Genomic DNA, 24,359 nt, shown 5'->3' with positions numbered 1-24,359 from the left:
TTTTGCCTGGTGACAATAGAGACGTGGAACCACCTGATCCCTTACCGAACTCAGTCGTGAAACGCGTCATCGCCGATGGTAGTGTGGGGTTTCCCCATGTGAGAGTAGGTCATTGCCAGGCACCTAACATAGAAAAAGGGTCATCCGTTCGGATGACCCTTTTTTTATGTTTGGAGCAAGGAGACTTCTGAGCGAATGCCCATGTGACAACCCATGCCCCAACGGGGCGGGGTTGAGGCGCTGCAAGCGTCGCGAAGCGATGACGAGCAACGCTCGGCACCTATTGTAGGTCATTGAGAGCTTCGTAAAGGATCTCTGCCAAATCCATCGCGGCCTTTGCAAGACCGCTCCAACGGTTTTAAAAAGTCTCTGCCGACGTCAATAGCGGATGACAGGCTGAAGGCCAGTCACCGTAGCTTCGTAGTGAGTTAAGCACACCAGTGACTGGCTTTAGCCTGTCATCTGCTGTCCAATTACGCGCCCAACCTTCCCGGCCTTCGCAAGACCGCTCCAACTACCCTCTCAAATGCTCTGCAAAGAACGCCAAGGTTCTCTCCCAAGCCAGCTCTGCTTCAGCTTCGCTGTAGCGTGCAGTCGAGTCGTTGTGGAAGCCGTGGTTCACTCCTGCGTAGGTGTGAGCGGTATAAGTTTTACCTAGCTTATCCAATATAGGCTGGTAGTCGACCCAGGTTCCATTCACGCGCTTATCCAGTTCTGCAAAGTGGAACTGTAATGGAGCAGTGATCTTCTCAAATCCGTCTTCAGCAGGCGTTCCATAGAAGGGAACACCGGCGTTCAAATCTGATCCTAGATCGATCGCTAGTTGATTGACTAGGTAGCCACCAAAGCAGAATCCAACCATACCCAGTTTGCCACTGCTGAACTCGTGTTTCTTAATAAACTGAGCGGCTGCAATGAAGTCTGCAACGATTTTGCTTCGCTCTAACGTACGCTGCATTGCGCGGCCTTCGTCATCGTTGCCTGGGTAACCACCCAATGGATAGAGAGCATCGGGTGCAAAGGCGATATAGCCTGCTTTGGCCAGACGTCTAGCGACGTCCTCGATGTATGGATTCAAACCACGGTTCTCGTGGGCAACCAGTACGGTCGGCGCATCATTCATCTCATCGACCCCTGCTGGAACAACTAGGTATCCGCGCCCTTTTCCATGGCCTTCAGGCGACTCGAACTCTACATATCTCCCTTTGATTTCGGGATCATTGAATGAGACCTGTTCCGCCAGGGCGTAGTTTGGTGTCAGTGCTGTCGTCATTGCGCCAAGGGTTAATCCTGCAATGCCTAAAGTGCCTAAGCGCGCTAGGAAGGTGCGTCGGTCAATATCACCGTGTGCATATTCGTCGTACCAATCAAACGCGACCTGAGGAATGGTCAGCGGGGTTTGTTCTTTTTGTTGCATATCCATGGTTGCACTCCTGTGCTGATGATTTACAGATACTCTTTTGCCTATGCGTCGGTTTCTTACTACTGGAGCAAACTCTATAATGAGTCTCTTATTTATAGCTTAGGATTTTGAAATGCGCCTAATGATATTTTTATTAACGGCCCTGCTTGTGTCGGGCTGCGTGCCATTCGTTCCGTTTATCTAATTCTAATATGCCATCAGATTTCACGATTAACCGCTTCACCACCGAGTTTTCACCCTCTGAGGACAGAATTCGAATGGTGGTCGAAGAGAGTCAGCAGCAAACGATTGTCATTTGGCTAACGCGTCGTCTTTTGGTGCGCCTCATTGAGGCGATGGTTAAAGCGATTGAATCAGAGACAGTGGGGCGTCCTGAGTCGGATACTCTTCAATCATTTACTCAACACCGTGCTCAACAAGCTCAGGTCGAAGAGGCACCTGTTAAGGCGATAGAGGGCAGTTCTGAGTGGTTAATCAATCGTGTTGATCTGAATGTCTCGCATGAGCAACTGACGTTAAAGCTATTCTGTGATGAGGAGTGTGCCACTCTTGCCATGCCTCGTGTTAATGCTCGTCAGTGGCTAAATATTATGCACCGGCTATTTGAGGTCGCTGAGTGGCACTATGATAAATGGCCTAGTTGGCTTCAGCAGTCCCCCTCAGTGACTCAGCCGGCCCTGGTCCATTAAGACCGCGTCAAAATTCCATTAACAGTTTATTTACTATGCTCGCATCCATTAACGCCCTGCTACCCGATTTGCTGACCGTATCAGAATCTTGGTTTCTAATTGTGCTTTCAGGCTTTACCTCGCTGCTAACGGCAACGCTTGGCATTGGTGGCGGCGCGCTGTTGCTAGCGGTCTTGGCGCAGATAATGCCGCTTGCTGCACTGATTCCGGTGCATGGATTGGTCCAATTTGGCTCTAATTTTAATCGTGCACTGCTGACTTGGCGCCATATTGATCGTCCATTGATCGCTCAATTTATGGCGGGTGCCGTCATAGGAGCGGTGATTGCGTCGTTCATCGTCGTTCAGTTGCCCCTGACGTGGATTCAAATTGCGGTTGGCCTATTTATATTATGGATCGTTTGGGGGCCTAAACCGAAAGGGGGTGGTCTCTCTCCAAAAGGGGCAGTTGTAGCAGGTGGGTTAACCACGATTATCTCGATGTTTGTTGGAGCAACCGGCCCTTTAGTCGGAGGGCTTGTCTACCGCACTGGAGCGGATAAGCTATCGAAAGTAGCGACAATGGCCGCTGCATTGACGGGGCAACATCTATTAAAGGGTGTTGTGTTCGCGTTTGTTGGATTCTCATTTCTTGAGTGGCTGCCCCTCATCTCATTGATGATCCTATCGGGCGCAATAGGCACTTGGGTCGGACTCAACATTCTGCACAAGATCTCTTCTGATCTCTTTAATCAGCTGTTTCGACTGGTCATTACTCTGCTTGCGCTGCGATTACTGTGGCAGGGGATCGAATCGTTTTTATGGCATTAACACCAAACCAGCCGCGGCCGTTAATGCTGTTGCGGTGAAACGCGCCAACCACTTAGTGTTTGACTCATCAGCGAGTTTTTTCTGTAACCAGCGGCCACCCGATGCATAAGCAATTAACGCACCGATCTCTATCACAATAAACGTCCCGCCCATGACAGTAACCTGCTCGGCGATATTGGCTGTTGGATCCATAAATTGTGGAAAGAAGGCGGTGAAGATCAGGATCAACTTAGGGTTGGTTGAGGCGACGATCGCTTCTGATCGAGCCATCTCCCAGATTTTTGTCTCTTGTGCATCGACACTGTTCAGGTTGACCTGTGCACGGAGTGATTGCCAGGCCATGTAGAGCAAGTAAGCGGCACCGATTAGCTTCATAACAAAGAAAGCGTGTTCGCTCAGTGCAAGCAGCGCTTCTAGGCCATAAGCAAGCAGAACCAGCATCACCACCATGACGGGTAGACGCGCAAGACCGGCAACTGATGCAGCAAAGAGTGAAGTGCGTGTCCCATGTATCAGTGCTATCAGGTTATTGGGACCAGGGAAAAAGTTCATCCCGATACAGGCTGGAAGGAATATCCACCATTGAGCTTCGTTCATATCTCTCCCTATTTCCCTAAAGAGTCGGTTAACAGCAGGTAAGCTATTGTCCACATAGTAAGGGCTACGAGGCAATCTAATACGCGCCAAGCCAGTGGATTGGCAAACAGAGGTGTAAGCGCTCTCGCACCGTAGCTAATGGTTAAAAACCAGAGCAGAGAGAAACTGGATGCACCGGCTGCAAACCAATAAGTGTCTAGGCTGTCATAACGCCCTGCAATGCTGCCCAGTAGTACCACAGTATCTAGGTAGACATGGGGGTTAAGCAGGCTTAAGGCTGCGGTTGCCATCAATGCTGTAGAGAGGCTGCTAAAACCTGCGCTTTTATTAGCTTGTAGAGTGTTGCTTTTGAGTGCCGACAACCCTGCTTTGCATCCATAGAGTATCAAAAAGGCAGCACCGCCCCAGGTAACCAAGGTTAAAAATAGCTCGGAGCGATTGATTAAAGCACCCATGCCGGCGGCACCCGCAAAAATTAACAGGGTATCGATCAATGCGCAGGTGAGGGCAATCTGCCAAAAGTAGTGCTGCTTAACTCCTTGGGTTAATACAAAGGCATTTTGAGCACCAATCGCAGCGATTAAGCTCGCTCCGGTAATGGCACCTGTAATGTAAGCAGTCGGTAGCAATGTCATAGTCGGTCCAAACCAAAAGAAGCCACGGAGTTCGTGGCTTCTTGATGGCTATCCTATCTAAGCGATCGCTTAGAACGGGATGTCATCATCAAAGTCATCAAACGCAGGAGGCTGCTGTTGCGGGGCTTGTTGTTGCGGCGCCTGCTGAGGCGCTTGTTGACGCGGTGCACTTTGCTGAGGTTGTTGGTTGTAACCCATATCGCCGCCCTGCTGTTGGTAACCGCCGCCCATGTTTTCGCCACCGCCATTTCGGCCATCTAGCATCTGCATTTCGCTCGCTACGATTTCAGTAGTGTAGCGATCTTGGCCATCTTGACCCTGCCATTTACGGGTACGCAGTGCGCCTTCAACGTAGACTTTTGAACCTTTGCGAAGGTACTCACCAGCGATCTCAGCAAGGCGGTTAAAGAATACAATGCGGTGCCACTCGGTACGTTCGTTCATTTGCCCCGTGTTCTTGTCTTTCCAAGAGTCACTGGTTGCCAGTGTGATGTTGGTCACCGCACCACCGTTTGGCATGTAACGAGTCTCTGGGTCACCACCAATGTTACCCACTAGAATTACTTTATTAATACCGCGTGCCATTCTTATCTCCGCACAAAAACTTTAATCAATTTAGGTTACTTTAACAGATCAAAAGCGGCGATTCAGCCGTAATTGCAATCTACTTATCTGTCGTATTGAACTGCATGATATAGTACTCGTTTTTTCACGGCCGGAGCAGTAATGGACACAATTCTGGTACGCGGTGCGCGCACCCATAACCTTAAAGGGATCGATCTAGAGATACCCCGCGATAAGTTAGTCGTAGTCACCGGTCTATCGGGATCTGGTAAGTCCTCACTTGCCTTCGATACGCTCTATGCTGAGGGACAGCGACGTTATGTCGAGTCACTCTCTACCTACGCGCGTCAGTTCCTATCGATGATGGAAAAACCCGAGGTGGACCACATTGAAGGTCTCTCGCCGGCCATCTCTATTGAGCAGAAGTCGACCTCCCACAACCCGCGTTCAACGGTCGGTACCATTACTGAGATCTATGACTACCTGCGCCTTCTTTACGCTCGTGCGGGTGAACCGCGTTGTCCTGATCATGATCTACCTCTAAAGGCGCAAACTATCAGTCAGATGGTCGACCAAGTGTTGGCACTGCCAGAGGGGTCTAAACTGATGCTACTGGCACCTGTTGTGCAGGATCGTAAAGGCGAGCATCTGCACACTTTGAATGAGTTAAGAGCCCAAGGCTTTGTTCGAGCTCGTATTGATGGCACGGTTGTTGATTTAGATGATGTCCCGGCGCTCGATAAGAACAAGAAGCACCGTATTGATGTGGTCGTAGATCGTTTTAAAGTGCGATCTGACCTACAGCAACGTCTTGCTGAGTCGTTTGAAACCGCCATCAATCTTACCGACGGTCTGGCAACGGTTGATTGGATGGATGAGGGTGCGGGCGAAGAGATGATCTTCTCTGCGCGTTTTGCTTGTCCTAAGTGTGGGCACTCCATTCAAGAGCTAGAGCCGCGCCTCTTCTCTTTCAACAACCCACACGGCGCTTGCCCAAGCTGCGATGGTTTGGGGGTTAAGCAGTATTTTGATCCCAACAAGGTTGTTCAAGATAACACTCTGACGCTCTCTGAAGGGGCAATTCGTGGTTGGGATCGACGCACGCTTTACTATTTCCAACAGCTTAAAGCAGTTGCCGAACACTACGGCTTTGATATCGATACGCCGTTTAAGGATCTGTCTAAAAAGCATCAAGAGGTGATCCTCTATGGCAGCGGTACTGAGACAGTACCATTCCGCTACCTGAATGATCGTGGCGATATCGTCTCTAAATCACACGCTTTTGAAGGGGTTATTAATAACCTTGAGCGTCGTTATAAAGAGACTGAGTCAGACATGGTGCGTGATGACTTAGCGAAGTACATCAACATGCAGCCTTGTCCGAGTTGTTCTGGCAGTCGTCTGCGTCGTGAAGCGCGTCACGTATTCATCGATGACAAGACACTGCCAGAGCTTGTACGTTACCCCATTGGTTCAGCATTGGACTACTTCAATGGCTTGAAGCTAGAGGGAAAACAGGGCGAGATCGCAGAGAAAGTGCTGAAAGAGATCCGTGAACGACTCAGCTTCCTTGTCAATGTCGGACTTGATTACCTCTCTCTAGAGCGCAGTGCAGAGACTCTATCAGGCGGCGAAGCTCAGCGTATTCGTCTGGCCAGTCAGATTGGTGCCGGTCTAGTCGGTGTGATGTACATCCTAGATGAGCCCTCTATCGGTCTGCACCAACGCGATAATGAGCGTCTTTTGAAGACGCTTGAGCATCTACGCGACCTGGGTAATACCGTGATTGTCGTTGAGCACGACGAGGATGCGATCCGCCAAGCTGATCATATTATTGATATTGGTCCTGGTGCCGGTGTACACGGTGGCGAGGTTGTTGGTTCTGGAAGCTATGAGGATATCGTTAACAGTGAGCGCTCACTTACTGGTCAATACCTCTCCGGCAAGCGTGCCATTGAGGTGCCCAAGCAGCGCCATGAGCGTGATCCTAAGAAGTCGCTCAAACTGTTTGGGGCCTCTGGTAACAATCTGCAAAACGTCGACCTAGAGATTCCGGTTGGCCTGTTTACCTGTATCACCGGTGTATCGGGCTCTGGTAAGTCGACACTAATTAATAATACGCTCTACCCGATTGCGGCAACGGAACTGAATAACGCGACGACCTTAACGCCAGCTCCGTATAAGAAGGTGGTCGGTATGGACCACTTCGATAAGGTGATCGATATCGATCAGAGTCCAATCGGTCGTACCCCTCGTTCAAACCCTGCAACTTACACCGGTATCTTTACTCAAGTACGTGAGCTGTTTGCCGGTACCCAAGAGGCTCGTTCACGTGGCTACAAACCTGGCCGATTCAGCTTCAACGTTAAAGGCGGACGCTGTGAAGCCTGTCAAGGTGATGGTGTTATTAAGGTAGAGATGCACTTCCTACCGGATGTGTACGTGCCCTGTGATGTTTGTAAAGGGAAGCGTTACAACCGCGAAACTCTGGAAGTTCAGTACAAGGGTAAAAACATCCACGAAGTGTTGGACCAAACGGTTGAGGACGCACGAGAGTTCTTCGATGCTATCCCAGCCTTGGCTCGCCGACTACAGACTCTGATCGATGTCGGCTTGAGTTACATCCGATTAGGCCAAGCGGCAACGACCCTGTCTGGTGGTGAGGCGCAGCGCGTTAAGTTGGCCAAAGAGCTCTCTAAGCGTGATACGGGAAAAACACTCTACATTCTCGATGAGCCGACGACTGGTCTGCACTTCTATGATATTGAACAGTTGTTGACGGTCCTCAATCGTCTGCGCGATCACGGCAATACCATCGTTGTCATCGAGCACAACCTCGATGTGATTAAAACGGCGGATTGGATAGTCGACTTGGGGCCTGAAGGTGGCAGTGGCGGTGGCAGTATTGTCGCTGAAGGAACCCCTGAGCAGGTGGCTGATACTCAAGGGTCCGAGACAGGGCGTTTCCTGAAACCGATGCTCTAAAACCGACAGCTACAAAAAAGCCGGCACATCTGCCGGCTTTTTTATGTCGCTTGAGATCAGTCCAGCTGACTAAGATCGCGAACGGCACCCTTATCTGCTGCCGTAACGAGTTTCGCGTAGGCTTTTAGCGCTGCAGAGACTTTACGAGGACGCTCTTTAGCAGGCTTCCATCCCGCAGCATCTTGAGCTGCGCGACGAGTCGCTAGCTCTTCATCGCTGACAAGCACATCGATGGTACGATTCGGAATGTCGATACGAATCATATCGCCATCTCGAACAAGACCGATGTTACCGCCACCAGCAGCTTCTGGTGAGACGTGACCGATCGATAGGCCTGAAGTACCACCCGAGAAACGACCATCAGTAAGTAGAGCACAGGCTTTACCTAGACCCTTAGACTTGATGTATGACGTTGGGTAGAGCATCTCTTGCATGCCTGGGCCACCCTTAGGGCCTTCGTAACGAACAATGACAACGTCACCCGCTTTGACCTGGTCGTTTAGGATGTGATCAACCGCTTCGTCTTGAGATTCGGTGATGTGTGCGGGTCCTTCAAACACAAGGATCGAGTCATCAACACCGGCTGTTTTCACAACACAACCATCTTGAGCTAGGTTGCCGAACAGTACCGCTAGGCCACCCTCTTGAGAGAAAGCGTGCTCTACTGAACGGATACAACCCTCGGCGCGATCCCCATCAAGAGATGGCCAGCGCGTCGATTGAGAGAAGGCTTGTTGAGTTGGAATGCCGGCAGGACCCGCTTTGTAGAACTCAACGACTTCCGGTGTTGGATTACGCATGATGTCCCATTTGTCGAGCACTTCAGCCATATCTTTACCAGCTACGCTTGGAACGTCGGTGTGTAATTTGCCGCCACGATCGAGCTCACCCAAAATGGCCATGATGCCACCCGCACGGTGTACATCTTCAATGTGGTATTTAGGTGTATTTGGCGCCACTTTACAGAGCTGTGGGACGACGCGTGAAAGACGATCGATGTCAGCCAATGTGAAGTCGATCTCTGCCTCTTGAGCAATCGCTAGAAGGTGAAGAATGGTATTGGTAGAACCGCCCATTGCGATATCCAGCGTGATCGCGTTTTCAAAGGCTTTGAATCCAACGCTACGAGGTAGAACGCGTTCGTTGTCATTCTCGTAGTAGTCCTTTGCCATCTCAACGATGCGGCGGCCTGCCTCTAGGAAGAGGTTTTCACGGTCAGCGTGGGTTGCCACGACCGTACCGTTACCTGGTAGAGCAAGACCTAAAGCTTCTGCCAAACAGTTCATCGAGTTGGCCGTAAACATACCAGAACAAGAACCACAGGTTGGACAGGCTGAGCGCTCAACGGCGTCTACTGTCTCATCGGAAGCCGTTGGATCGGCTGCCAGTACCATTGCATCGACTAGATCGAGTTTGTGCTCTGCTAGTTTTGTCTTGCCGGCTTCCATTGGGCCGCCGGTGACGAAGATAACAGGGATGTTCAGGCGCATAGAGGCCATCAACATTCCCGGTGTGATCTTGTCACAGTTAGAGATGCAGACAATGGCATCGGCACAGTGTGCGTTCACCATGTACTCCACTGAATCGGCGATGATGTCACGGCTAGGTAGAGAGTAGAGCATACCGTCGTGGCCCATCGCGATGCCGTCATCGACGGCAATGGTGTTGAACTCTTTTGCAACACCGCCCGCACGTTCGATCTCACGTGCGACTAGCTGCCCCATGTCTTTTAGGTGAACGTGGCCGGGAACGAACTGAGTAAATGAGTTGGCTACGGCAATGATCGGTTTGTGAAAGTCATCATCTTTCATGCCAGTTGCACGCCAAAGCGCGCGGGCACCAGCCATATTGCGGCCAGCGGTGGATGTTTTTGAACGGTACTGTGGCATCGTCTTCTCTCTTTTGATTACGCCAAAAAATTATCCACTCAGTATATCAGATTGAACGAAATGATCAGCTTAAAGACTTGTTCGCAGGTTCCTTATTCTGAGTAGGGTTTTTTACCGATTCAGACTCAATTAATATGTGCTGAGTTATTCTAATAATCATTGTTCTATCCTCGTGTTTGGAGGAGTGTTTGAAACACTTATTTTTGTTGATGTTGAGCCCCGTGTTTTTGGGGTTTTCTGTTGCTAGTGCCGCTGATAAAGAGGCCGTGGCCGATGCGGTTACTGCTGTTGTTGAAGCAGATGTTACTTCGCCTGAAGCCGTTGCAATTCCTGAAGGTGTCATTGATCCTGTTGTCACCCCTGAGTCGACCAGTGCCGCTGAAGTGAGTGTGGCTGATGTGCAATTGCCCTTTGATCTTAAGGCTGCAGCTGATCTGGCCATCGACACATTCGGTGGTGAAGTGGTGAAAGCGGAAGAGACACCGGACGAAGCTGGACTGCTTCTTTTCACTATCCGTATTGTTAACGAAGGGCGTGTTAAAGACGTCGTTATTGATGCAGCTAATGGTGACATTATTAAGCCTCTTGAAGAGCCGCTTGCTGCAGAAGCTGAATCGGATACGGTAACCGAGGATGTTCCTGTAAGCGAGAAAGCTCCTTTAAGTGAGGAGGCTGCACAGTGAAAATACTCGTCGTTGAGGACGATCCGGATCTACGTCGTCAGCTAGTCAGCGGTCTATCGGGTCGTGCTTATACTGTAGAAGATTGCGGTGATGGTAACGAAGCGCTCTACCAGGGCAGTGAGTTTGAATACGATCTTGCGATTGTCGATATTGGCCTACCCGGCATGTCAGGCCTTGATGTTATTCGAGGCTGGCGTAAAGCGCAGAGACAGTTTCCTATTTTGATTCTTACGGCACGCGGTGATTGGCAGGATAAGGTAGAGGGGTTAGAAGCGGGCGCTGACGATTACCTTGTTAAACCTTTTCACATGGAAGAGCTGAATGCGCGCGTGAATGCACTGCTTCGTCGTGCAGCTGGTCACGCCTCCCCGCAGATGACCTTTGGCCCCATTACTTTGGATACGGTCGCACGTGCCGTATTTGTTAATGGCTCAGAAATTAAACTGACCAGCTATGAATACCGCACATTGGAGTACCTAATGGTGCACGCCGGTAAGACAATCTCTAAAGCTGAGTTGACTGAGCATCTCTACCATCAAGATTACGATCGCGACTCCAATGTGTTGGAAGTGTTTGTTCGTCGTCTTCGTCAAAAACTGGATCCTGATCAGACCTTGCATCCGATCATGACCGTCCGAGGTCTAGGCTATCGTTTTGCTCTGGAAGCCTCTGAATAAGTTCTTTTCGGGCATCAAATGGGTGCCCGGATCTCTGCAGACTCGACTCCTTTGGGCGTCGATTGTGCTGCTCCCTATTCTGATTATTTTCGCCGGTGCAGCACTGCAGAACGCCTACGAGAGCAGTCTGTTTGCATCGGAGCGCTCCCAAGCGCAACTGCAAACCTATGGTATTTTGGGGTCCGCTGATCTGGTGGAGGGGGAGCTCGTCCTACCACGCCGCCTTCAAGAGCCGCGTTTCAGTCAGGTCCAATCTGGATTATCAGGGCTGGTGTTCGATGCTCAAGGTCTATTGCGTTGGCAGTCTGAGTCGAGTGCACTGCTCGAAGAGCAGTTTCTCATTCAGGTTTCAACCATCCAGCCGGAGCCGGGCAGTAGTCGATTTCAGCACTTAAAAGATCAAGGATTCTACCTCTACGTCTACCCACTGGTTTGGGAGATTGAAGAGAAGGAGTTTCGTTACACCATCGCGATAGTGAGTTCAGATGCGGCCGCGATGGAAGAGCTGCTAGCCTTCCAACGCCAGTTGTGGGGTTGGTTATTAGCGGTCTACTTGCTGGCTCTTTTGCTGCAGTTCTTTATTCTTCGTTGGGGTCTGAAACCCTTGGATGATCTTGCGGACGACCTCTCTATGATTGAGCAGGGTGATGCGGAGAAGCTTGAAGGTGTCTATCCCTATGAGGTGGAGCGTATTACCAAGAACTTGAACCGCCTGATCGAATCCGAGCGCTCGCAACGAGAGCGCTACCGCAACACCCTAGGCGACCTTGCACACAGTCTTAAAACACCACTGGCAGTGATTCGTGGTGCCGGAGAAGAGCAACACTCGCAATCGAGCTATAAACGCTTGGTTGAAGAGCAGAGTGATCGCATGACTCAGATTGTGCAGTATCAATTGAGCCGTGCGGTGAAGTCTAAAGAGCAGGCTATGACAGGCGCCACCAGCCTGCTGTTGTCGGTCGATCGTATTGTTAATGCACTTGGCCGGGTCTATGCCGCAAAAGAGATCGATGTCGAGCGTGAAGGGTTAAATCATTTCTTCGCGGGTGATGAACGAGATCTGATGGAGATGCTGGGTAATCTGATTGAGAACGCCTTTAAGTATTGTGATCATCAGGTTCGTCTCTCTGCGACGCAAGAGCAGCAGTGGTTAGAGATTGTTATAGAGAATGATGGCCAAGCTATCTCGACAGAGGAACATCAGGTTGTCATTGAACGAGGTGCTCGTCTCGACACCTCTCGACCTGGTCAGGGCATAGGTTTAGCCGTTGTGACGGATATTGTCAGCAGTTACAACGGGGGTATCGAAATAGCGCAGTCGGAGCTTGGCGGAGCCCAGATTAGACTCCGCCTTCCGGCTGGTGAGGAGTGATTACTCCAAGATTTTAAAGAAGACTTTTGAGTTTCTTTGAAAGTTATAGAGCGCCTGACGTTCAGTGGGTAGTGCGCTTAAATCGCGCTCTACAAAGCCTCTCTCCAAGAACCAGTGTGCGGTTCTTGTTGTCAGTACAAACAACTCTTTAAGGCCAATGGCTTTAGCTCGCTCAGTAATGTGCTCAAGCAGACTATCACCACGTTCACCACCACGATACTCATCACTGACGGCTATTCCGGCAAGCTCACCAACGCCCTCTTCATGGAAGGGGTAGAGGGCGGCACAGCCAATGATCGCATTATCTCGTTCAATGACAGAGAAGCGCTCAATTTCAGATTCGAGCAGCTCTCTAGAGCGGCGCACCAACACACCGGCCTGCTCTAGAGGGGCGATAAGATCAATCAGACCGCCGACATCATCGATGCTCGCTTCCCTGACCTGCTCATAGGAGTGGCGGCTGACCATTGTGCCGTAACCGTCTCGGGTGAACAGTTCCGTTAGCAGTGCACCATCCTCTTGGTAGCTCACTAGGTGACAACGTGGCACACCACGCTCACAAGCATCGGCCGCGGCACCAAGCAGACAAGCGATCTCGGAGTGTGGTTGAGTCGGGTCATCAATATTCGCTAAATAGTGCGAAACCAGACGTTTAGCCGTCGACGCGAGCAGTTCACTGCGTAACTCGCCTTGGCTATCACGTATACCCTGCTGTGCGCCAAACAGCACAAGTTTGTCGGCGTTCAATGCTGTCGCTACATTCACTGCGACCTCCTCAACCGATAGGTTGAAGATCTCTCCAGTCGGTGAGTAACCCAGGTTGGTCACCAGCACTATGTTCTCTAGGGCTAACTGCTGCTGAATCGCTTCACTGTCGACGCGACGCAGCTCGCCGGTTAATCCCATGTCCACGCCATCAAGAACACCCAGCGGTTTAGCCATAACAAAGTTGCCACTAACAACACGTATTTTGGCGCCGTGCATCGGTGTGTTGGCAAGGCTCATAGAGAGGCGTGCTTCAAATTCGGTTCTGACATTGGCCACGGCATCAATGACATCACCCATTAGGTCGGGTGAGGTAATACGCTGATCGTGGTGCAGTCTAACCTCTTTGCCGGCAGCTTGAAGGCGTTGATCAATTTGTGGGCGCGCACCGTGCACCAGAACGAGCTTAACACCTAAGCCATTCAGCAGCGCAATGTCATGAATAATGTTAGCAAAGTTGTCGCTGGCAACGGCTTCACCCGTCAGCATCATCACCATCGTTTTATCACGATGATGGTGGATGTAGGGTGATGAGTGCCTAAACCACTTCACATAGTTCGATGAGCTATCCATCGTTAACAGCCTTTCACACAGTATTGATTTATTAGATTATGCAACAGATCGAGGGTTGGAGCGAATTGATCCAGCGCTAAGAACTCATCTGGCTGGTGAGCCTGATCAATCGACCCAGGTCCGAGTACCAGTGTCTGCATCCCCATCTGCTGCAGGAAGGGCGCCTCTGTGCCAAATGCGACCGCTTCCGCTTTGTGTCCAGTGAGTCGTTCGACACATGCCACAAATTCGCTTTCGCTCTGTTCAAACGGAGGGATGCCGGGGAATAGTGAGCGAACACTCAGATCCACTCTGTGCTTCTGCTCTATCGGCTTGAGCCGATCGCTGATTAGGTTTCGCAGTCCATCCATCGACATGCCAGGTAGCGGGCGAAGGTCAAACTCCAACTCACACTGCCCACAGATCCGATTGGGATTATCACCACCGTGGATACAGCCCAAATTCATGGTCGGGACGTCGATTCTAAAGTTTGAGTTCTGATACTTAGACTGAAGCTCGCTGCGTATTGTGAGCAGCTCATTCATCACACCACTCATCGCCTCTAGCGCATTGGCCCCAAGCGATGGATCGGATGAGTGACCCGCTTGCCCCTCAATGCGAACCGCTTCCATCATCATGCCTTTATGCATTCTGATCGGTTTCAGGCTGGTCGGCTCGCCGATCAACGCAGCACGTGCTTTGGGTTTGCCCGCATCGACCAAGGCTCTTGCCCCAGACATCGAGGACTCCTCATCGGCTGTTGCGAGAATGATCAGCGGTGCTTGTAAGGGTGTATCTTTGTATTGCTTGGCGGCTTCAATCGCCAGTGCTAAAAAGCCTTTCATGTCACAGGTGCCCAGCCCATACAGTTTTTGATCACGCTCTTCGACTTTAAAAGGGTCTGATTTCCACAGCTCTGGATCACAGGGCACAGTATCGGTGTGGCCAGAGAGAACGAGACCGCCAGGTCCTGTGCCCAAGGTTGCTATTAGATTGGCTTTGCCTGGGTTGTTGGGAACCGGCATCACCTCACATTGAAACCCTAGCGATTCACACCAGCTGTGCAGTAACTCAATGACGCCGAGGTTTGAGTGATCCCATTTCGGTGTGGTTGAGCTGATAGAGGGCACAGCTATCAGTGAACTGATCATCTCTATCGGCTTGGGTGGCATGGGCATGGTCGGCTCTCCATAAATATTTCATCTGACTTTATCCTGTTCCAGTGCGTTGGTCACTGATTCAGAGCTCAAAACTCTTGTACAATGGCTTAAACATCCGCGTTATTGAGAATGGAATCATGTCCAAAGAGCTTGAGTTAAAGTTAGGTTGCCTTCCGACTGTGGCAGCACAGGTCTGCGCACTGCCGTTTTTAAGTGACTTACCCAGTGAATCAAAGCTCCTTCTCAATCTCTACTACGATACGCCGGATGAGTCTTTGAAACGGATGAAAATGGCGCTGCGCATTCGTAAATCTGGCGATCAGTGGCTGCAGACTTTGAAAACGACTGGGATAACCGATGCATCGGGGCTCTCCACTCGTGGTGAATATGAGTGGGTGATCGATGGGCCCAATCTCAAGTTGGATCTTCTAAAGGAGTTGCTGCCCGCCGATCTCGACAGTGACAGCCTCTACCCTGTCTTTTCAACCAACTTTAAGCGCACAACTTGGCTCTATCAACGCGAACAGACGCAGATCGAGATCGCTTGTGATCAGGGTGAAGTACGAACCGGTAATCGTATTGAGCCGATCTCTGAAGTGGAGTTAGAGCTAAAACAGGGCGATGCCAGTGCTCTGTTTGATCTTGCTGAACAATTGACTCGATTGAGCCCACTGTGGATTGGTCAGCGTAGCAAGGCGCAGCGTGGCTGGGAGCTACGATTCGAGCACCCTCCTGCCCCAGAGTTGCCATCGCTTATCATGGAGCGTGGCGATTTGGCTGAGCGTGTTGAGCGCCTCTCGGCCATGACCATCTGTTGGCAGCGCTGTTATGAATTGATTCCAATCACTCTCGCACCAACGGTCATTACCACCCTCTGTTCTGCCCTGGAACAACAGATTGCACTGTTGCGACAGTTAAGTGATTTAGAAGCCTCTGCAGGGCTGCTGAAGGAGTACGAAGCACTGCTTACTCGAGTCATGCCTCTTTATGATTTGGCCTATTTCAGCGGCTCCTCTCCAACCTTTTATAAGACCATTCAAGAGAGATCACGATCGATCTCTGCTGATCTTTTGAATGATCCTTCAATCGGTCAGTTAGCGCTCAGAACGGCTCACTTCATTCGTGAAACGACTCAAGGAGCGGGTGATGAATAAGGTTCTGATCATTAATACCGGTGGCACCTTTGGTATGGTGCTAGGTGAAGCCGGGCTGGCGCCCGCTGCCGATCTTGAATTACGGCTGCGAGAACAGGTACCAGAGTTGGCGCACTATTCATTTGATCTCGTCGACCTGCTTCCCCTCATCGACAGTTCCGATCTTCGTTTAAATGATTGGACGCGCATCTGCGAAACGATCCTATCTGAACAGCATCACTATGCCGGCTTTATTGTGATTCATGGCACGGATACCTTAGCGTACACCGCATCGGCGTTAAGCTTTGCGCTGCTGGGTTTGAGTCAGCCTGTTGTGGCGACGGGATCTCAGTACCCCTTAGGTGTTGAGGGCAGTGATGCGCCAACTAACCTGTTGGATTCGCTTAGCTATCTGGCCCAGCCTGATGTTGAAGGCGTTCGTGTCTGTTTTGGCGGACTTAATCTTCAGGCAAACCGCGTTCGAAAAGTGGATGCTCAGGACTATGTCGCTTTTGAGATGCCAAACGGTGAGATCTCATCTATCCATGAAGCTGCGGTTCCAGAAGTGCTGGGCTACCAAGAGGGCGCAGTCGCGACCCTTTTGATCTACCCCGGAATGTCTGCCGCTATCATGGATGGGCTTCTGACGGATGATCGCCTGCGAGCTGTTGTGTTGTTGAGCTTTGGCAGTGGCAATATTCCAACGACCAGCAGTGACTTTGGCGATGCACTAAGGCGTGCTCATGAGAAAGGTGTGCTGTTGGTCAACATGACCCAGTGTCTGAAAGGTCGAGTCATTCCAGGGGCTTATGAGACCGGAGCTTTGTTAGCAGAGTTGGGCGCATTGCCGGGCTTTGATATGACACCTGAAGCGGCCTTTGCCAAGCTGCACTATCTGTTTGCAAAAGGCTTAGACAAAAAAGCGGTTGAGGCCCAATGGCAACAACCGCTTTGTGGAGAGCTTCAGCCCTGAGAAGAGCTTTAGCCTTCATTGAGGGGTGAAGGCTCTGTATTAGTGCCCCAGAATCTGACTTAGGAAGAGTTTAGTACGCTCGTTCTGTGGATTGTTAAAGAACTCGTTGGGTTCATTCTCTTCCACAATTTGTCCTGCATCCATGAAGATGACACGGTCAGCAACTTTCTTAGCGAAGCCCATCTCGTGTGTCACACACAACATGGTCATACCCTCTTCAGCGAGCTCAACCATGACGTCGAGTACCTCTTTGATCATCTCAGGATCGAGAGCTGACGTCGGCTCATCAAACAGCATGATGTTCGGGTTCATACAGAGGGAGCGCGCAATCGCGACACGCTGCTGCTGACCACCCGATAGCTGGCCTGGGTACTTATCAGCCTGATCAGGAATCTTAACGCGCTCTAGGTACTTCATTGCGATCTCTTCAGCTTCCGCTTTTGGCTTCTTCTGAACCCAGATCGGGCCTAGTGTAAGGTTTTCCAAAATGGTTAGGTGCGGGAATAGGTTGAAGTGCTGGAACACCATACCCACGTCGCGGCGGATCTTCTCGATATTCTTAACATCTTCAATCATCTCGACACCGTCAACCACTAGAGATCCCTCTTGGAACTCCTCTAGGCGGTTGATACAGCGAATGGTGGTCGATTTGCCTGAGCCCGACGGGCCACAGATAACGATACGCTCACCTTTTTTAACACGCAGATTGATATCACGTAGTACATGGAAATTACCGTACCACTTGTTTAGGTTCTCAATAACGATGACATCTTGAGAGTCTGCTGCTGAGTTAGTTGCGGTCATGATTAGTCTCTCTTATCAGTATTCATTTGACGTTCGATGCGGCGAGCAAGCACCGACATGCTGAAACAGCTTCCCCAGAACACGAGGAAGACGAATAGGTAACCTTCAAGCGCATGGCCACCTAGCCAGTAGGAGTTAGACAGAGCTGTCTGTAGTGTTTGAACGACTTCTGGGATGCCGATGATCAACAAGAAGGTTGTGTTCTTAAACAGCATGACAAAGGTAGCCAGAATGTTCGGCATCGACACTTTGATAACCTGCGGCAAGATGATCAACAGGATCTTCTGCCAGTAGCTAAGGCCGATCGAATCTGCCGCTTCGTATTGACCCGACGGGACAGCTTGGAAACCACCACGGAACACTTCTGCCATGTAACCTGACATGAAGAAGATCAATACCAACCAGACACGAATCAACTTATCGACGTTCGTTCCTTCTGCAAAGAAGAGTGGCAGCATGACTGAGCCCATGAAGAAGAGCGACAGTACCGGAACACCACGGAAGAACTCGATAAAGATAACTGAAACAGATCGGATAAATGGCATCTCTGAGCGACGGCCCAAAGCCCACAGGAAGCTGAATGGGAAGGCGACGATAATGCTGGCGGCTGCCATAAAGACGTTGAGCGTAAATCCACCCCAAAGGTCAGTACTGACAACCTCTAGACCTAACCAACGACCATCTAGGATAGCGATACCCACAATCGGTAGTAGTAACCAAGATGTGATGGAAGCTTTCAGGCGAATCGATTTTGGTAGCGTGAATGACGCCGCAATCACCATCACTAGTAAGACTAGGGTTAGGTTGATACGCCATACCTCTTCAACAGGGTAAGTCCCATAGAAGAATTGGTAAGACCAAGCGTTAATAAAGACCCAACAAGCCCCCTCTTTGACACAGGCATCTTCTGTGGTGCCGGTGAAATTTGCCGACCAAAAAGCCCAGTCAAAGATAAGTGGTAGGTAGTAAGCCAACAGTGCAATGACTGAAAGGGTTACGACCGAGTTCGGGATCGAAGAGAAAAGGTTGTCACGCAGCCAGGCTGTAAAACCGACGGTTTTAATCGGTGCCGGGCGGGCTGCAATAGGCTGAAATTCTTTCATTATGCTCTCCTATCGGCTCACCAACGCAACCGCGCTGTTAAATCGGTTCATGAGGAACGAGATCACCATATTGACCACAAAGTAGACGATAATGGTCATAAAGATGGTCTCAATCGCTTGTCCAGTCTGGTTAAGAGCGGTGCCGACAAATACGTTGAATAGATCGGGATAACCGACCGCCGCCGCTAGCGTAGAGTTCTTCACCAGTGACTGATACTCGGAGTTAAGTAGCGGCACAATGACACGCATTGCCTGAGGCACGATGATCAATGACATGATCTTATTCTCACGCAAACCAATGCTGCGAGCCGCTTCTGTTTGACCGTGTGGAATCGATTGCACACCTGCACGCACGGCTTCGGCAATGAATGCACCAGTGTAGACCGACAGCGCAATGGCAAGCGACATCAGCTCTGGGATGACGGTAATACCACCGAAGTAGTTAAAGCCCTTTAGAGCTGGGTATTCAACGGTGAATGGAAAGCCCGTTAACGCTGCAACAATTAATGGAAATAGAATCACCATGGCGATGCTGGTCTTCAGCACAGGGAACTGTTGGCCGGTCAGCTCTTGACGTTTTTTGGCCCAGCGACGCAGTACAAAAATTCCTGCAACGGCAGCGCCTAAAGCGATCCAGACCAAAGATGATAGATCGCCGCCAATCAGTTTAGGTAGGTAGAGGCCGCGAACGTTGAGGAACACAGCTTCGCCTAAACTCAAGCTTTGGCGAGCGCCAGGCAGACTGGATAGAACGGCGAAGTACCAGAAGAACACCTGTAGCAGAAGCGGTACGTTTCGGAAGATTTCTACATAGACCAGAGCAATCTTACGAATCAACCAGTTATGCGAGAAGTGCGCCACACCAAAGATAAATCCAAGTAGCGTCGCGAAGAAGATACCGATGGCCGAGACCAAAAGGGTGTTTAAGAAACCGACAACAAATATTCGTCCGTAGGTGTCGGTCGACTCAAAGGAGATCAACGACATCAAGACATCATAGCCTGCAGCTGCGCCTAAGAAGTCGAAACCGGTTTTGATCCCCGTCGCTTCCATGTTGGCCAGCGTGTTGCCAATGATGGTGCCAAAGAAATAGAGCAACCCAGCGACCAGTGCGATCTGATAGAAGAAACCGCGGATGCGTGGGTTGTTATAAAAGGCGTTGGAGGTGGTTCCGGAGCTCGATTTACGGCTCGCTGACTTAACCTCTTCAATGGTTTTTTGTTTGAACATTGAATTAACCTAAAAATAGAGTGCTTTCACGCAGAAAGGGGCACTGTTGTGCCCCTTTTTAGATCGCTTCGGTTTTAGCGCATAGCTGGTGCGTATAGGATACCGCCATCACGCCAAGACGCGTTGATACCACGTGCTAGCTTAAGTGGTGAATCCATACCCACGTTACGCTCAAACGACTCTGAGTAGTTACCTACTTGAGTGATGATGTTGTAAGCCCAGTCAGCACTTAGACCTAGGTTAGCACCTAGTTCACCTTCAGCACCTAGTAGACGCTTGTTAGCTGGGTTGCCGTTCGCTTTCATGTCAGCTGCGTTTGCAGAAGTGACCTTCTGCTCTTCTGCTTCGATCATTGCGTTTAGAGACCACTTAACAATGTTGAACCACTGGTCATCGCCTTGACGAACTACTGGGCCTAGAGGCTCTTTAGAGATAACTTCGGGAAGAATCACTGCATTGCCTGGGTTAGCTAGACCGATACGAAGTGCCGCTAGCTGAGAACCGTCTGATGTTAGGAAGTCACAACGACCTGATTCGAAACCTTGACGAGTTTGGTCAGAGGTATCGAAAGTAACCGCTTTGTATGACATGCCGTTCTCACGGAAGTAGTCAGCGATTGCAAGCTCAGTAGAGGTACCCGCTTGGATACATGCGTTTGCACCGTCTAGCTCAGTTGCGCTTGATACGCCTAGGTCTTTCATGACCATGAATGACGCACCGTCGTAGTAGTTAGTACCAGCAAAGTTGATACCTAGTGATGTATCACGAGTGTGAGTCCAAGTCGTGTTACGAGATAGCATGTCGATTTCGCCAGACGCTAGCGCAGTGAAACGCTCTTTAGCGGTTAGCGGTTTGTATTGAACAGCTTCTGAATCGCCAAGTACTGCAGCTGCAACCGCACGACACATATCAACGTCGAGACCGCTCCATTTGCCGTTCTCATCTTTTTGAGAGAAGCCTGCAAGACCAGTAGATACACCACAAGTTAGGGTGCCACGGCTCTTAACATCGTCAAGAGTAGCTGCTTGAACTGCACCAGCAGTCATTGTTGCAGCAAGGATAGAAGCGGTTAGTAAAGCTTTCTTAGCCATTATGTAGATCCTCTTTTGAGTAGGTTGTTGTTCTTTTTCCACAGCAACTAGTGTGCCAACAATTTTCAGTGAGTCATTTTCATCGACATTCATCGTTAAAAATTGTCTGAAAGTTACGGTATAACGGGGTGTTTTGATCAAATAATCTTTAATACCCAACGCCAGCACTCTGCTTACTCGTTTAAGATTGTGTCATTCTGACTCAAAGGTCAATACTAAAGTAGGGCTTAAATTGAGCTTTTGCACAGTATTGGTGCAATTTGATTTAAGTCCTGTTCCTCTTATAACTGAACGCAGTATATTAGTCCTATTGGCAAGATTTCGGAGTGGTTTGAGTGACAGCGATATTGAATGACTACCTAGAAAAACAGCAGCAAAAGGTTTCAGCAGCAAGAGATCTGCTTGAATCAGATCACAATCGGTTGGCGGAGTTAGATCGAGTGCTATTGGGATCTGACTATGTTGCGGATCAGCTGCAGCGTCATCCCGAATTGATTGAGCAGTTAAACCTTGATGTTGGTGAGCTTCCAACAGGTGCTTTAACAGCGCAAGTGTTGGCGGCTGTTGAAGCTGTGGGGAGTGAAGAGGCACTGAGTGTTGCGCTGCGTCGCCTGCGTCGATTGGCCATGGTTAGAATTATTTGGCGCGACTTGAACCGATTGGCCGATCTAACAGAAACCACCCGGATGCTCTCCGAACTGGCCGATGCCACTACTGATGCAGCATTGAATTGGCTGCACCAAGATCTAGTCAAAGATCTGGGTGAGCCAATGGACTTAGATGGAAATTTGCAACGCATGGCCGTCATTGGAATGGGCAAATTGGGGGCACATGAGCTCAATCTCTCCTCGGATATCGACCTGATGTTTACCTTCCCCGCCAATGGCGAAACCCAAGGTGGCCGCCGTTCACTATCCAACCAAGAGTTCTTTACACGACTGGGTAAAAGATTGATTCGTGTTTTAGATGCCCCCACGGCCGAGGGCTTTGTATTCCGTGTCGATATGCGTCTGCGTCCGTTTGGATCTTCTGGTCCATTGGTTGCCAGTTTTGATGCCATGGAGCAGTACTACCAGACACAGGGGCGTGAGTGGGAGCGTTATGCGTTGATCAAAGCGCGTATCATCGCGGGTGATAAGGAAGCTGGCGCCCAGTTGATGCAGGATCTGCGCCCCTTTGTCTATCGTAAGTACATTGACTACAGCGCCTTTGAATCTTTGCGTGAAATGAAAGGGATGATTGAGCGTGAGAACCGTTTAAAGGGTCGTGAGAATAACGTTAAGTTGGGAGCCGGAGGTATTCGCGAGGTTGAGTTCATCGCTCAAGCCTTTCAGCTAATCCGCGGCGGGCGTGATACACGTTTGCAGCAACGAGAGTTGTGCAACATATTGCCACTTCTCCCAGAGGTAGTCGGCATTCCAGACGTGGTTGTGACAGAGCTAACCCATGCCTACGTCTTCCTGCGTAATGTGGAACATGCGATTCAGGCGCAAGCCGATAAGCAGACCCAAGAGCTACCAGCTGATGATCTCGGTATGCAGCGCCTTGCCTACTCCATGGGCTTTACGAGTCCAGAGGCGCTTTTAACAGAGCTATATGAGCATCGAAGTCGAGTCTCACAGCACTTTGCAGATGTTATTGCACCAGTGGATCAGGAAGGCAATGCCGAGCAAACTGAGAGCGATGCGCATCTTACGGGCCTCTGGCATGAGGAGTTTGCAGATCAGGAGGCGCTGGCTCACTATCTGACAGAGCTGGGTTACAGCGAAACCGATCGAGCGTTGAAGGCACTGGTATCGCTGCGCCAGTTAAGAACGGTACAGGCGTTGCAAAATGTCGGGCAGGAGCGTTTGTTGGATCTGCTGCCTCGTTTGCTCCGGGATCTGTCGGGCGTGGAAAACGCAGAAGAGACTTTGGAGCGGGTTTTGCAGCTGATTCAAGCTGTAGTGCGTCGTTCAGCCTATCTTCTTCTGCTAGCCGAAAACCCCAGTGCTCGAGCGCAGTTGGTAAAGCTCTGTTCAGCCAGTCCATGGTTTGCAGAGAAGTTAGCTCATCAACCGGTCCTTCTTGATGAGCTGATTGATGCATCATCACTGTTCAATCCACCGGACGCACAAGCTTTATCCAATGAGTTACGACAGCAGTTGATGCGTATCCCAGAGGATGACATTGAGCAGTTAATGGAAGCGCTGCGTTACTTTAGAAATGCCCATATTCTGCGAGTGGCTGCTGCGGATATCACAGGTGCATTGCCTCTGATGAAAGTGAGTGATTACTTAACCTGGCTAGCAGAAGCAATTCTTCAGGCGGTTTTGCAGATCGCATGGCGCGATATGACAACTAAATATGGCACGCCGCAGCGATCGGCAGGAGTTCCATGCGATCAAGATTTTGTCATAATCGGCTTTGGTAAATTGGGGGGTATTGAACTATCTTATGGATCGGATCTGGATCTGGTTTTTGTGCATGATGCGCCCAGTAACCTAATGACCATTGGCGGTAATAAAGAGATAGCCAATGACGTTTTTTTCACGCGTCTAGGTCAGCGCATCATTCATATATTGAATACCTTTACTACCTCGGGTCAGCTTTATGAGGTCGATATGCGTCTGCGACCCTCGGGCAATTCTGGACTCTTGGTCAGCTCCTTGAATGCCTTTGAGGCCTATCAACTGAACGAAGCCTGGACCTGGGAGCATCAGGCTCTGGTTCGTGCCCGTGTAGTGGCAGGGTCGAGTCGACTTAAAGCCGAATTTGAAACGGTGCGTGCTAAAGTCCTTTGTAAAGAGAGGGACACTGAATCGTTACGTGAAGAGGTGATCGCAATGCGTCAGAAGATGCGTGATCATCTTGGCAGTGCAGAGGGTTCAGAGGCGTTCAATATCAAACAGGATGCTGGCGGTATTGTCGATATCGAGTTTGCGGTGCAGTACCTTGTGCTCAGATACGCCAAAGAGTCAGCTGCGCTTTATAAGTTCACTGATAACGTGCGCATTATTGAGGCTCTGGCGGATGCGGGTTATTTGAATCAAACGCAGGCTGAAGTGTTAAGCGAGAGTTATAAAACCTACCGCGCATTAGGCCATCGCCAGACTCTACAAAACGCGAAGGGAGTGGTAACAAAAGATGCCCTGTCTGAGATGCGAGAGGCCGTTTCTAATGTCTGGAAAGTACTGTTAGAAATACGCTAAATAAAAAGGGGCTGATGCCCCTTTTTAGTTGAAA

At 50.2% G+C, this 24,359-nt stretch carries 20 protein-coding genes and 1 rRNA gene; 10 read left to right on the top strand and 11 right to left on the bottom strand.

Features of this window, described 5'->3' with window-relative positions; all coding sequences use genetic code 11:
• The first annotated feature begins 5 nt into the window (after window positions 1-5).
• Window positions 6-121 (top strand): 5S ribosomal RNA (gene rrf, locus XMD530_RS03355).
• A 393-nt stretch (window positions 122-514) separates the two neighbouring features.
• Here the strand turns inward: rrf and XMD530_RS03350 are convergent.
• On the bottom strand, window positions 515-1,423 hold the full coding sequence (locus XMD530_RS03350) for a dienelactone hydrolase family protein (RefSeq protein ID WP_173506715.1): 909 nt from the start codon (window positions 1,421-1,423) through the stop codon (window positions 515-517).
• A 191-nt stretch (window positions 1,424-1,614) separates the two neighbouring features.
• Between XMD530_RS03350 and XMD530_RS03345 the strand changes: the two genes are divergently transcribed.
• Window positions 1,615-2,112 (top strand): hypothetical protein, encoded by a 498-nt coding sequence (locus XMD530_RS03345; protein WP_173488962.1) that lies wholly within the window; start codon window positions 1,615-1,617, stop codon window positions 2,110-2,112.
• A 35-nt stretch (window positions 2,113-2,147) separates the two neighbouring features.
• Window positions 2,148-2,921 (top strand): sulfite exporter TauE/SafE family protein, encoded by a 774-nt coding sequence (locus XMD530_RS03340; RefSeq protein WP_173488963.1) that lies wholly within the window; start codon window positions 2,148-2,150, stop codon window positions 2,919-2,921.
• Here the strand turns inward: XMD530_RS03340 and XMD530_RS03335 are convergent.
• The 3 genes from XMD530_RS03335 to ssb all read right to left on the bottom strand — a co-directional run bounded on the left by XMD530_RS03335 (window position 2,910) and on the right by ssb (window position 4,738).
• Window positions 2,910-3,518 carry a LysE family translocator gene (locus XMD530_RS03335; protein ID WP_173480025.1) on the bottom strand — a complete coding sequence of 203 codons (609 nt, stop codon included), beginning with the start codon at window positions 3,516-3,518 and terminating at the stop codon, window positions 2,910-2,912. The two genes, XMD530_RS03340 and XMD530_RS03335, sit on opposite strands and share 12 nt — an antisense overlap.
• Before the next feature lie 8 nt (window positions 3,519-3,526).
• On the bottom strand, window positions 3,527-4,153 hold the full coding sequence (locus tag XMD530_RS03330) for a LysE/ArgO family amino acid transporter (protein ID WP_173482818.1): 627 nt from the start codon (window positions 4,151-4,153) through the stop codon (window positions 3,527-3,529).
• 69 nt (window positions 4,154-4,222) lie between these two features.
• Window positions 4,223-4,738, bottom strand: a complete 516-nt coding sequence (gene ssb, locus XMD530_RS03325; RefSeq protein ID WP_173494929.1) for a single-stranded DNA-binding protein — start codon at window positions 4,736-4,738, stop codon at window positions 4,223-4,225.
• A gap of 141 nt (window positions 4,739-4,879) precedes the next feature.
• Between ssb and uvrA the strand changes: the two genes are divergently transcribed.
• A complete protein-coding gene (gene uvrA / locus XMD530_RS03320) occupies window positions 4,880-7,702 on the top strand; it encodes an excinuclease ABC subunit UvrA (protein ID WP_173488964.1) in 2,823 nt (940 codons plus the stop codon).
• A 56-nt stretch (window positions 7,703-7,758) separates the two neighbouring features.
• Here the strand turns inward: uvrA and ilvD are convergent, their stop codons facing one another.
• Window positions 7,759-9,591, bottom strand: a complete 1,833-nt coding sequence (gene ilvD / locus XMD530_RS03315) for a dihydroxy-acid dehydratase (RefSeq protein WP_173488965.1) — start codon at window positions 9,589-9,591, stop codon at window positions 7,759-7,761.
• 188 nt (window positions 9,592-9,779) lie between these two features.
• On the opposite strand from ilvD, the gene XMD530_RS03310 reads away from it, so the two are divergent.
• The 3 genes from XMD530_RS03310 to XMD530_RS03300 are packed head-to-tail and all read left to right on the top strand — an operon-like array spanning window position 9,780 to window position 12,323.
• Window positions 9,780-10,274 carry a PepSY domain-containing protein gene (locus XMD530_RS03310; protein ID WP_173480030.1) on the top strand — a complete coding sequence of 165 codons (495 nt, stop codon included), beginning with the start codon at window positions 9,780-9,782 and terminating at the stop codon, window positions 10,272-10,274.
• A complete protein-coding gene (locus tag XMD530_RS03305; RefSeq protein ID WP_173480031.1) occupies window positions 10,271-10,951 on the top strand; it encodes a response regulator transcription factor in 681 nt (226 codons plus the stop codon). Before XMD530_RS03310 ends, XMD530_RS03305 begins: the two co-directional genes overlap by 4 nt.
• Window positions 10,929-12,323 (top strand): ATP-binding protein, encoded by a 1,395-nt coding sequence (locus XMD530_RS03300; RefSeq protein ID WP_254442888.1) that lies wholly within the window; start codon window positions 10,929-10,931, stop codon window positions 12,321-12,323. Before XMD530_RS03305 ends, XMD530_RS03300 begins: the two co-directional genes overlap by 23 nt.
• Here the strand turns inward: XMD530_RS03300 and argA are convergent, their stop codons facing one another.
• On the bottom strand, window positions 12,324-13,661 hold the full coding sequence (gene argA / locus XMD530_RS03295; protein ID WP_173480032.1) for an amino-acid N-acetyltransferase: 1,338 nt from the start codon (window positions 13,659-13,661) through the stop codon (window positions 12,324-12,326).
• Between the two features lie 2 nt (window positions 13,662-13,663).
• Complete coding sequence (gene argE, locus XMD530_RS03290) at window positions 13,664-14,818, bottom strand: acetylornithine deacetylase (RefSeq protein ID WP_173480033.1); 1,155 nt, start codon at window positions 14,816-14,818, stop codon at window positions 13,664-13,666.
• 119 nt (window positions 14,819-14,937) lie between these two features.
• Here argE and XMD530_RS03285 point away from each other — a divergent pair, with 119 nt between their 5' ends.
• Both XMD530_RS03285 and XMD530_RS03280 read left to right on the top strand, forming a co-directional pair.
• Window positions 14,938-15,954: a CYTH domain-containing protein gene (locus XMD530_RS03285; RefSeq protein ID WP_173488967.1), complete on the top strand. Its 1,017-nt coding sequence runs from the start codon at window positions 14,938-14,940 to the stop codon at window positions 15,952-15,954.
• Window positions 15,947-16,906: an asparaginase gene (locus XMD530_RS03280; RefSeq protein WP_173488968.1), complete on the top strand. Its 960-nt coding sequence runs from the start codon at window positions 15,947-15,949 to the stop codon at window positions 16,904-16,906. The genes XMD530_RS03285 and XMD530_RS03280 overlap by 8 nt, the downstream gene beginning before the upstream one ends.
• 39 nt (window positions 16,907-16,945) lie before the next feature.
• Here the strand turns inward: XMD530_RS03280 and XMD530_RS03275 are convergent, their stop codons facing one another.
• The 4 genes from XMD530_RS03275 to XMD530_RS03260 all read right to left on the bottom strand — a co-directional run bounded on the left by XMD530_RS03275 (window position 16,946) and on the right by XMD530_RS03260 (window position 21,134).
• Window positions 16,946-17,710: an amino acid ABC transporter ATP-binding protein gene (locus XMD530_RS03275; protein ID WP_173480036.1), complete on the bottom strand. Its 765-nt coding sequence runs from the start codon at window positions 17,708-17,710 to the stop codon at window positions 16,946-16,948.
• Between the two features lie 2 nt (window positions 17,711-17,712).
• Window positions 17,713-18,813 carry an amino acid ABC transporter permease gene (locus XMD530_RS03270; protein WP_173482814.1) on the bottom strand — a complete coding sequence of 367 codons (1,101 nt, stop codon included), beginning with the start codon at window positions 18,811-18,813 and terminating at the stop codon, window positions 17,713-17,715.
• A gap of 9 nt (window positions 18,814-18,822) precedes the next feature.
• The gene (locus tag XMD530_RS03265) at window positions 18,823-20,043 is read right to left on the bottom strand and encodes an amino acid ABC transporter permease (protein ID WP_173480038.1); all 1,221 of its coding nucleotides are present in this window, start codon (window positions 20,041-20,043) and stop codon (window positions 18,823-18,825) included.
• Window positions 20,044-20,117: 74 nt separating this feature from the next.
• On the bottom strand, window positions 20,118-21,134 hold the full coding sequence (locus XMD530_RS03260) for an amino acid ABC transporter substrate-binding protein (RefSeq protein ID WP_173480039.1): 1,017 nt from the start codon (window positions 21,132-21,134) through the stop codon (window positions 20,118-20,120).
• Window positions 21,135-21,469: 335 nt separating this feature from the next.
• Here XMD530_RS03260 and glnE point away from each other — a divergent pair, with 335 nt between their 5' ends.
• Entirely contained in the window at window positions 21,470-24,325 is a 2,856-nt protein-coding gene (gene glnE, locus XMD530_RS03255) for a bifunctional [glutamate--ammonia ligase]-adenylyl-L-tyrosine phosphorylase/[glutamate--ammonia-ligase] adenylyltransferase (RefSeq protein ID WP_173506714.1), read from the top strand.
• The last annotated feature ends 34 nt before the right edge of the window (window positions 24,326-24,359 follow it).

Source organism: Marinobacterium sp. xm-d-530, from assembly GCF_013283365.1.
In the GTDB taxonomy this organism is placed as follows: domain Bacteria; phylum Pseudomonadota; class Gammaproteobacteria; order Pseudomonadales; family Balneatricaceae; genus Marinobacterium_E.
This window is presented reverse-complemented; position numbering and strand designations above follow the sequence as displayed.